This window comes from Streptomyces sp. MBT65, assembly GCF_016612545.1.
GTDB lineage: Bacteria > Actinomycetota > Actinomycetes > Streptomycetales > Streptomycetaceae > Streptomyces.
On sequence record NZ_JAENRY010000359.1, the window covers coordinates 1 to 9,083 of the forward strand.

Annotated in this window: 9 protein-coding genes and 1 pseudogene; 3 read left to right on the forward strand and 7 right to left on the reverse strand. The window is 68.6% G+C overall.

The annotated features are described in order from the left end of the window. Both JHN63_RS44375 and JHN63_RS44380 read left to right on the forward strand, forming a co-directional pair. Positions 1-970: pseudogene (locus JHN63_RS44375) on the forward strand (ABC transporter permease subunit); the annotation flags it as partial. Then, on the forward strand, positions 967-1,692 hold the full coding sequence (locus tag JHN63_RS44380; protein WP_200690807.1) for an ABC transporter permease subunit: 726 nt from the start codon (positions 967-969) through the stop codon (positions 1,690-1,692). The pseudogene JHN63_RS44375 and the gene JHN63_RS44380, both read left to right, overlap by 4 nt. On the opposite strand, the gene JHN63_RS44385 is transcribed toward JHN63_RS44380, so the two are convergent. Continuing rightward, a complete protein-coding gene (locus tag JHN63_RS44385) occupies positions 1,673-1,888 on the reverse strand; it encodes a DUF397 domain-containing protein (protein ID WP_200690808.1) in 216 nt (71 codons plus the stop codon). The genes JHN63_RS44380 and JHN63_RS44385 overlap by 20 nt on opposite strands. Further along, the gene (locus tag JHN63_RS44390; RefSeq protein ID WP_200690809.1) at positions 1,888-2,706 is read right to left on the reverse strand and encodes a helix-turn-helix transcriptional regulator; all 819 of its coding nucleotides are present in this window, start codon (positions 2,704-2,706) and stop codon (positions 1,888-1,890) included. Before JHN63_RS44390 ends, JHN63_RS44385 begins: the two co-directional genes overlap by 1 nt. Before the next feature lie 112 nt (positions 2,707-2,818). Here JHN63_RS44390 and JHN63_RS44395 point away from each other — a divergent pair, with 112 nt between their 5' ends. After that, entirely contained in the window at positions 2,819-3,238 is a 420-nt protein-coding gene (locus tag JHN63_RS44395; protein WP_200690810.1) for an ATP-binding protein, read from the forward strand. Positions 3,239-3,243: 5 nt separating this feature from the next. Here JHN63_RS44395 and JHN63_RS44400 read toward each other — a convergent pair whose 3' ends face one another. The 5 genes from JHN63_RS44400 to JHN63_RS44420 all read right to left on the reverse strand — a co-directional run bounded on the left by JHN63_RS44400 (position 3,244) and on the right by JHN63_RS44420 (position 8,712). After that, a complete protein-coding gene (locus tag JHN63_RS44400; protein WP_200690811.1) occupies positions 3,244-3,918 on the reverse strand; it encodes a toxin glutamine deamidase domain-containing protein in 675 nt (224 codons plus the stop codon). Between the two features lie 35 nt (positions 3,919-3,953). After that, entirely contained in the window at positions 3,954-5,039 is a 1,086-nt protein-coding gene (locus JHN63_RS44405; protein ID WP_307782135.1) for an ADP-ribosylglycohydrolase family protein, read from the reverse strand. A 450-nt stretch (positions 5,040-5,489) separates the two neighbouring features. Beyond that, positions 5,490-7,463, reverse strand: coding sequence for a putative T7SS-secreted protein (locus tag JHN63_RS44410; RefSeq protein WP_200690813.1), 1,974 nt, complete (start codon positions 7,461-7,463; stop codon positions 5,490-5,492). After that, complete coding sequence (locus JHN63_RS44415; protein WP_200690814.1) at positions 7,463-8,155, reverse strand: hypothetical protein; 693 nt, start codon at positions 8,153-8,155, stop codon at positions 7,463-7,465. The genes JHN63_RS44410 and JHN63_RS44415 overlap by 1 nt, the downstream gene beginning before the upstream one ends. Next, positions 8,152-8,712 (reverse strand): hypothetical protein, encoded by a 561-nt coding sequence (locus JHN63_RS44420; RefSeq protein ID WP_200690815.1) that lies wholly within the window; start codon positions 8,710-8,712, stop codon positions 8,152-8,154. The genes JHN63_RS44415 and JHN63_RS44420 overlap by 4 nt, the downstream gene beginning before the upstream one ends. Positions 8,713-9,083: the final 371 nt, after the last annotated feature.

Genomic DNA, 9,083 nt, shown 5'->3' on the forward strand with positions numbered 1-9,083 from the left:
GGTGGGGGTTGGGGGGCTGGGGCGGACGGTTCAGGTGGGGCTGCTGCTGGGGACTCCCGCTCATGACATCGTGCAGCGCTCCTTCGGCGGCACGAGCGAGCGGGCGGGCCACGGCACGGTCACCGGAACCTTCGACCACCTCACGCTCCAGGGCACGTCGACCGACACCGCCTGGACGAGCACGGACATCGGAGCCCCCGACGCCGACGCCCCGAACGCCGGGAACGCGCAGCAGACCGACACCCGGATCTCCGCGACCGGCACTTACACTCTCACCGGCTCGGGAGACATCGCCCCCGAGGAGAACAGCCCCGACACGATCCAGATGAGCTTCCAGGGCGTCTTCGTCGGCCTCCTCTTCATGGTCGCCCTCGGCACGCTCTTCGTGACGACCGAATACAAACGGGGCCTGATCCGTACGACGTTCACGGCGACCCCGTCCCGCGTGAAGGTACTGGCGGCGAAGGCGACGGTGACGGCAGCGATCACCTTCACAACGGGCCTGCCGGCAACGGCGATCGGCTACACCCTGGCCCAACACACCCTGCACGCCAACGGCTTCAAGCCCCCCGAGTTCCCGGACCTGTCCCTCCTGGAGAACCCGTCCCTGCGGGCGGTGGTGGGCAGCGCGGTACTCCTGTCCCTGGTGGCGGTCCTCGCCCTGTCCCTGGGAGTGGTCCTGCGCAACAGCGCCGGCACGATAGCGACCGTCGTGGTCCTGGTGATCCTCCCGCAGATCCTCTCCTTCGCCTTCCCACTCCCGGCGGCGCAATGGCTCCTACGAGTGACTCCCGCGGCGGCCTTCGCGATCCAGCAGGGCAAGACGTACTACCCCCAGGTCGCGCACAACTGCCTCCCGGAGAGCGGCTGTTACCCCCTCTCCCCGTACAACGGCCTGGCGGTCCTCGCGGCCTATACGGCGGCGGCGCTCCTGCTGGCGGCCTGGACGGTAAGGAGGCGGGACGCGTGAGGTGGCTGCGCTCCCTGCACGCCGAGTGGACCAAACTCCGTACGCTGCCCAGCACTTGGTGGCTCCTGGCCGCAACGGTCGTCCTGACGGCGGCGATCGGCGCGGCGGCGGCCTCGTCGGTCACGACCCGCATCTGCCCGTCCCCGTGCCACGCGCCGAACACGGTCAAACTGAGCCTCAGCGGCATCCAGTTGAGCCAGGCGATCTGCCTGGTCCTGGGCACGCTGTCGATCGGCGCGGAGTACGCCACGGGCACCATCCGCACGACGCTCACGGCGATGCCGGCCGGCAGATGGCGGGTACTGGCGTGCAAGGCGGCGACCCTGTCAGCCCTGACGGCACTGGCGGGAGCCCTGTCGGTGCTGGCCTCCCTGGGCCTGGCCCGCCTGATCCTCCCGACCCCACCGAACACCGACGCGTCGCTCCGCGCGGCGGGCGGCTCGATCCTCGTCCTGGTCCTGGTGACGCTCCTGGGCCTGTCCCTGGCGACCCTGCTCCGCGACACGAGCGGCGCGATCACCCTGGGCCTGGGCGTCCTCTACGTCGTCCCGCTCCTGTCCCAGCTCCTCAACTCCCCGACCTGGCGCCACCGTTTGCAGCACTGGGGCCCCGTGCCGACGAGCCTGCCGACGGATCTCTGGCCGGGGCTCGGGGTACTGGCGGCGTACGCGGTGGGGTTGTTGGCGGTCGGGGGAGCGGCGTTCAGACTGCGGGACGCGTGACGGTGTCGAGGAACGTGGTCCAAGTGCCGGGCGAGACGGTGAGGATGGGCCCGGCGGACACCTTGGAGTCCCGGACGTGGATGGCGGCGGGGTGGGCGGCAACTTCGATGCAGTCGCCGCCTTCATTGCTGCTGTAGCTGGACTTGAACCACGCCAGATCATCCGAAGGAAGGGGCTGCCGTGCTGCGGTGTTCATTACTCTCCTAGCAGTCTGTCCAGGACGCACGCACTCTCCTCAGGAGAGAGGGCCTGTGACCGCAGCATTCCATACTTCAGTTGATAGACGCTGACCTCGTCCGGATCGTCTACCAGGAAGCTCGCGCGTTGTACCTCTAGATAGACGACGTGCTCGTGGGCGGGTGTCTCCAACAGGATCATGGGTCCCGCGAGACCGGCGTGCGGCACCCGCCCCATGGGCATGATCTGGATCCCCATATGAACGAGGTCGCAGGCCTCCCGCAACTTATGGATCTGCGCCCGCATGACCTCCGGCCCACCGAGAGCCGTCCGCAGGATCGACTCCTCCAGGATGAAGTGCCCGAACGGTGGTTGCTTGCGCTGCCAGATGTTCTGCCGCTCCATGCGAGAGGACACCCACTGTTCCGCTGTCTCATCCTCGAATCGCGGAAAACGGGTCTCGAAGGACGCGCGGCAGTAGTCCTCGGTTTGAAGCAGACCGGGAACCATCTGTGTCTGGTACGAAAGGATGCTGACGGCCACCTGCTCCAGGTCGACGAGCCCCTGCGCGAACGTCGGCATCCGCTCCCGCATCGGCAACTTACTCACGAGGGCGAACAACGCCCCGCCCGTACTGAGCAGTTCATCGAACTGGGTCGCCCTGTCATCCTGGAGCGCAAGCCTCCCCTGCTCGTACGACCTGATCGTGTCGATGTGAAGGTTCGCGATCTCGGCGAACCGTTCCTGGGTGAGCCCGGCCTGCCTCCGGAAGTGGGCGACCAGCCCGCCGACCGCCTGCCAAGTACCGACCTTCTTGGGCCTCTTAGCCGATTGCATGCGTGTCCCTTTCCCCCGCGCACACCCGAAGTCGTCGTAGTGAGGTCGTAGAGAAACGAAATACGACCTCACTCACTGACCCACGATAGTGACTGCCTGTGACAGTGGCCCCATGGACGAACAACTCCAACAAACCCACACACGCGAGGCGTTCTACCGCCGCGACCGCCGCTCCGTCGCGCTGGCCCGCGAGTTCACCCGCACCACCCTCACGGACTGGTCCGCCACCGCCCGCACCGACGACGTACTGCTCTGCGTAAGCGAGTTGGCGACGAACGCGATCCTGCACGGCGCACCGCCGGGCCGGGGCTACGCCCTCCGCCTGTGCATCCACCCCGACGGAGTCCTCCGCGTCGAGGTCCGCGACAGCGGCACGGGCGACCTCCGCAAGGTCAACACCCCGTACCGGGACCTCGACGCGGACAACGGCCGCGGCCTGCTGCTGGTGTCCGTGGTCGCGGACAAGTGGGGGGTGGGGGAGCGGGCGCCGGGGAAGGCGGTGTGGTGCGAGTTCGTGGTGGGTAAGGGCTGAGCGGATCAGGGCAGTTGCCGTACTACAAGAACCAGTTCCCGCACCGATTGCGTGTCGAGCCGGGCCAGAGCCGCGGTGACCCCGTCCAGAAACACCGCCTGCCCTCGGTAGTTGTGCACATGGATCAGGTTTCCGGTCGCTTCCTGCCCGCCGATCTCTCGCCGTACCCAGACCACGCCGCAGGTGCCCGGACCCGGCTCCCGGACGGCTCGGACGATGGCGGTCCAGTCGTCGACGGGTACGTGTTCGAAGCGCGGGAAGTAGCGGCGATTCAGTCGGCTCCACCAGCCGGGCGCCTCATGGGACGGGTTCCAGGGCAGGGCGACCGACGCGTTGCCCTCGATCATGGTGTGGACGGCGGTGACACCGCCGCGGGCGTTGATTCTGCGGTTCTGGCCGGTGACCCTGCGCGCGGCAGCCTCCGGCGGTACCGGTTCCAGGTCCGAGAGGGGCGCGTTCGATGCCGGGTGGAAGGGGTGGCCGCCGATCTTGGGGACCACGACGGAGGCCGCCAGCATCGGTGTGCGAGGGAAGCCGGGTTGGCGCAGGGTGCGGCAGGCCATCAACCAGGCCGTGTTCGTCTCGTACACGGGGTGCGGAACGGCGAGTTCGACGAGCCCGCCGTAGAGCTCGCCGAGCCATGCGGTTGCCCGCTGGGCAGGGTCCGCGGCGACCGTCATCCGTCTGCCTCCGTCCGTCGTCCGTCCTTCGCGGGTCAGGCCGCGTCGTCCCATACGGCGGCCAGCCTGCTGATCCGGTCCTTGTACTCCAGGGCGTCGCGCCACTCCGGTACCCAGTAGAGGAGACCGTGCTTGGCCCCCGCGAAGGCTCCGGCCAGAGCCGCGATCGAGTCGGAGTCGCCGGACGAGTGGGAGGCGCGCATGACCGATGCGCGTGCGTGGCCGCCGACGACCAGGAAGCAGTACAGGGCGGTGGCGAGGGCCTCCTCGGCGACCCAGCCGGCGCCGACCACCTCGGACGGGTCCAGGTCCGAGTCCTTGGCGCGCAGGGCGGCGGCCGCGGTGTCCAGGGCGCGCAGGCACTCGTCCCAGCCGAAGGCGATGAACGCCGCCGGGTCGGGGGCGCCCGCCTTGGCGTACAGGTCGCCCAGCCAGTCGGCGTGGTAGGTGTGGCGGGACTCCTGCGCGTAGGCGCGGAGGCGGGGGAGGAGTTCGGCGATGGGGCAGTCGTGTGCCAGGAGCCACGTGGCGTGGGCGGTGAGGTCGCTCGCCGCCAGCGCGGTGGGGTGGCCGTGGGTCAGGGCCGCCTGCAACTGGGCGATTCCTGCCCGCTGTTCGGCGCTCAGGCCGGGGATGAGGGCGACCGGCGTGACGCGCATGTTGGCGCCGCAGCCCTTGGAGCCGAGGACGGTGGCGTCCTGCCAACGCAGGCCGCGTTCCAGGTTGGTGCAGGCGGTGAGGCAGGTCTGGCCGGGGGCGCGGTTGTTGTCCGGGTCGTGCAGCCAGGCCACGAAGTGCTTGCGCAGGGCGGCTTCGACCGTGGCCGGGGTGAGAGCCGTAGCGGCTGCGGCCGGGTCTCGGGTCCCTCGGATCCGTCGGGTTCCGGGGGTGGGGGTGCCGGCGCTCGCTTCCACCAGTGCTTCGCCGACGGCCAGGGTCATCTGCGTGTCGTCGCTGACCCGGACGATGTCACCGTCGGAAAGGGGCAGGCCCATCTCGCGCCACGGGCCGAACTTCGCGGTGATCTGCGCCATGTTCAGGAACTCGGTGGGGTAGCCCATGGCGTCACCGATGGCCAGACCGAAGAGGGAGCCGGCGGCGGACCATCTGACGCGTTCCACAAGAGGGTGGCCGGCGAGTTCCCTGAGCGCCTGCAAGCTCGTGGCCTCGGCGAGAGGACCCTCGACAATGTGCGACGAACTGGCGGAAGGCCACTGCTCGACAAGCTCGGTCACCGCCTGGGACGGCGTGAGCCCGCGGGCCTTGGCCGGCTCAAGTCGGCCCGTCCATACGGCGCCCAGATTGACGCCGTCGTCGCCCCTCTTCCTGATCGGGACCCAACTCGCCGCCTCGTCCTCGTCGTTGAACCACAGGTAGCCGAGCAGGTCGTTCCCGTTGTCGGCCACAGCCACATAGCGCACCGGACCGCTGGTCCGGAACGCGTAGCGCGGCGGCCCCCCGGAGACGATGAGGCCCGCCCCGTCGTCCTCGTGGATGCGAGGGTTGGTCGTTCGCTTGACGAAGCGGGGCTTGGCGTCATGGTCGGAGTTCATCTGAGCTTTCCTCTTCCGCTACTTCGGCAGGACGTTGCCGTAGATGTGCCACTGGCCGTTCTCCAGGAAGGCGCGAGTCACCTCGTACGAGGTGCCGCGTCCGAGGAGCAGCTCCCGCTCGCCCATACCGAACGTGCCGACATTCTCCACCCAGAGTGCCGGAGTTCCAGCAGGGACCCGGAGGTGCAAAATGCCTTCCTTGCTCGCGTATGCGGGCACGGCACCGTTGTCACCGAGCGAGGTGGAAATGTAGCCCTCGTCCGTGATCTTTCTGCCGACGAGGTCGGCGGGTGTATCAGCCCCCAGATAGCCGACACCTTGTCCGCGAACCACCGTGAGATCCTCCGGCACCGGGGTTCCGGCCAGCGCCTTGTCCGTGTTCTCGATATTCCGGAGGACGTCCGGAGTACCCAGGTCGGCGTTGCCGCGGAGGTACCCGTTCATTTCGTTGTAGGTGGCGTTCTTGGGATTCGGATCACCCAACTCATTCGTATAGTCCAGAAGCGACTTCTTTGTTGATTCGGGGAGATTGTCCGCATATTCGTTCCAGACATCCCTTCCATAAGAAATCGCCGCGTCCTTGTCCGGGAACGTGAGCGCCCCGTCATACAGTTCGGCCGAGGCCGCCGCGTGCTTCTGTTCGGTGCTGAGTTGGGAGAATTCCTCTTTCGAGAGCTTCTGGGCGTCCTGGAGGCCGTCGTTGAGGTGATCGAGCGACGGATGCTGGTCGTCCAGGAACTTCTGCGCCATCCCGGACTCGACCGAGTCCGCGTGCACGCCCGTCCTGCTCAGGTCCTCCCCGTACCGCACCCCCTTGGACGCCAGGGTGGACGCGGCACCCTCCGCGCCCTCCTCCATCGCCAGCCGCAGCCCGCCCTTGGCCAGGCCCACGCCCTTGGTGCCGACGAGTTCGGGGATGAGCCGGCCGATGAACTCGGAGGGGTCCTTCTTGAAGCCGTCGACGGCGGCCTGGACGACACGTTCGGGGTGGGCGGCGGTGGAGACCAGCCCGGCGAGCGTCATGTTGACGTTCTGGTAGTACGCGGCCGGGTGCGTCAGGGCGTACGGGTCCATCGGGTTGAGGCCGCGGGCGAAGTTGACCAGGCCCGCGGTGCCTTTGAGGACGCCTCCGCCGACGTGGGCGAGTTCCATGTGGTACGCCTGAAAGCCGTCGGTGACGTCGTCCTGGATACGGTCCAGCGGCGGCGGCTCGGCGGGCGCGTGGGCGAGGGCGGCCTTGATCGCGGCGGCGGCCCTGGCCGATGCCTCGTTACGGCCCCGGCGGGCGTCCTCAAGGATGTCCGCGGCCCTGTTCATGTCGGCCTTGCCCACGGATTCGTCGAAGGGCTCGGGCTTCGGGCCGGGGTCCTCGCCGGTCAGGCCCTTGGCGTTGTAGGCGCGGACCTTCCTGTTGTACGCGTCGGCCGCGGTCTCGTAGCTCTTCGTGCCCCGCTTGTAGAGGTCGATGGCCTCATGGGCCTTGTCCTGCGCCCACTTGATGGTGTCCGCGTACGAGTCCAGGGCCGTGGCCGCGTCCTCGCAGGCATCGGCGGCCTGGAGCCACTTGGTGGGGTGCATCTCGAACTTCTTGCGGAAGGCGTCCGCGGCCTCGCCGCTCCACCCCGGCGAGCTCACCTTCTTCATGCCCTGCCCGACATGGTCGAAGGCGGTGTAGAAGTCCTTCAGGTGCTTGGCGCTCTCCCGGACCTTCCCCGGGTTGCCGTGCACCAGCTCGGTCGGGTCGTCGGTGTGGCCCAGGCGCTGCTCACTGGGGGTGGCGCCCAGCTCCGCGGCGACTTGATCGCCCGCTTCGTGGACCCAGTCACCGGCCTTGTCCAGACCGACGTAGTCGAGGCCGTCACCCAGCTTGTCGCTGCCGTAGTCGACGGCCTCGCCGAGCTTCTCCTCGCCCGCGTCGATCAGATCCTCGCCGGCCTTCAGACCGGAGTTGAGGCCGTCCTTGACGTCGTCGACGAGATCCCCGAGGCCCATCAGCCGCCGTCCCCGCCCTGCGCACCCTGCTGTTGCCGCGCGGCCTGGGCACGCTCCTCGGCGGAGGGGCCGAAGGTGCTGTCCAGCCACTGCTCGTACTCGGTGTCGGACACCCCGAACGTGCCGTGCAGGTTCTGCGGGTTCAGGCCCATCGGGCCCATCGTGGACGAGGTCATCACGTCCCGGCCCGCGTCCTTCCAGCCCTGCTCGACGTTCTCGTTCGCCTGCTTCCACGAGTCGGCGCTGAAGTCCGTGTTGCCGCTGTAGATCCCGGAGTTGTAGATGTCGCCCCAGCTCTGCCGGGTGACCTCGTCCTCGGACGCGTACGGGTTGCCGATCGCCGCGTTCGCGACGACCTTGAAGGTGCCCTCGACGTACTGCTCGGTCTCGTAGTACGTGCCCGCCGACAGGCCGACGCCCAGCGCGAACTTGTTCCCCTCGTTGATCAGGGTGCGCACGCCCCACTCCCAGCGTGTGCAGAAGGAGCCGAACGCGTCCGTCACGTCGTCCTTGCCCAGCTCGAGTCCGGACAGGCCGATGTCGTTGAAGCCGCGCCCGGCCCCGGCCACACCGACCATGCCCAGTTCCCTGAGCTCACCGAGCGCCTCGGTCAGGCCTTTCGCGATGAGTTCCAGACCCTCCGCCTTGAGGTCCTCGCCGCCGTTGCCCTGACCGTCGGTGTCCCTTCTCATGCCACATCCCTCGGGGTGCCGTCATCACCGTCGAGCGCCACCTCGTCCGGCACGATCCCTCGCACCGGCGGGAACACCATTCCGTCCGGTCCGTCCGCGCAGTCCAGCGCCACCCCGCACGGCACTCCCGCCGCGGGCACCGCCACGTCCAGCAACCGGGCGCCGAGGATCGACTGGTACGTCCACTCACGGGCGTACGCGCCGCGTGCCCGGGCGTAGCGAGCCAGGGCCTGTTCATCGGAGAAGGCGAGGATGAAGCGGATACCGTTGAAGTCCGCGGTGAGCAGGCCGCGTTCCTCGTCCGGGCCGGGTCCGTCACCGAGCGGGACCAGGACCGCCGTGCGGCGAAACTCGTCCAACAGCTTCGCGAACGCCTGTCTGCGGGCGGCCACCTCGGGGTCCTCGGGAGGAGGACCCCGAGGTGGCCTCGGTGCTTTGGCCGGCGGCGGCGCCGGTACCGCGCCCTGGGCGGCCGGACCGGCACGCTCCCCGAGGACGGCCGGCTTGAGCCAGTCCGGCGTGGACGTATCCGAGTTGCTCGATCCCGGCGTGGTCATGTCCGCATAATCAGCAAACGGTGACCTTCGCGCCTGTGCGGGCAGCGAGGAACTCCCCCCGTTGTCAACCATGGCGGCATCCTCACACCTTGGCGTTCTCGATTGCAACGCGAGGTGCGGTCGAGGCCGTAGCCAAGTCGCGGGACTCAGGTGTTCAGGTGCTCGGCTGCTCAGCGCGGAATCGGCCGAGCCCGGGGAGACTGCCTCCATGCATGAACTCACCCGCGCCGAAGCCCGCCGTATCGCTGTCCAGGCCCAGCTCCTCGACGCGCACCGGCCCACCGAACTGCACGCCGTCGTACGGCAGTTGACGCTGCTCCAGATCGACCCCACGGCCGCGATCGCGCCCAACGCCGACCTGGTCGCCTGGA

Bases quoted from the DNA above. Each gene is read 5' to 3' on its own strand.
- JHN63_RS44385 (WP_200690808.1), bottom strand. From the start codon at position 1,888: ATGAACACCGCAGCACGGCAGCCCCTTCCTTCGGATGATCTGGCGTGG.
- JHN63_RS44390 (WP_200690809.1), bottom strand. From the start codon at position 2,706: ATGCAATCGGCTAAGAGGCCCAAGAAGGTCGGTACTTGGCAGGCGGTC.
- JHN63_RS44395 (WP_200690810.1), top strand. From the start codon at position 2,819: ATGGACGAACAACTCCAACAAACCCACACACGCGAGGCGTTCTACCGC.
- JHN63_RS44400 (WP_200690811.1), bottom strand. From the start codon at position 3,918: ATGACGGTCGCCGCGGACCCTGCCCAGCGGGCAACCGCATGGCTCGGC.
- JHN63_RS44410 (WP_200690813.1), bottom strand. From the start codon at position 7,463: ATGGGCCTCGGGGATCTCGTCGACGACGTCAAGGACGGCCTCAACTCC.
- JHN63_RS44415 (WP_200690814.1), bottom strand. From the start codon at position 8,155: ATGAGAAGGGACACCGACGGTCAGGGCAACGGCGGCGAGGACCTCAAG.
- JHN63_RS44420 (WP_200690815.1), bottom strand. From the start codon at position 8,712: ATGACCACGCCGGGATCGAGCAACTCGGATACGTCCACGCCGGACTGG.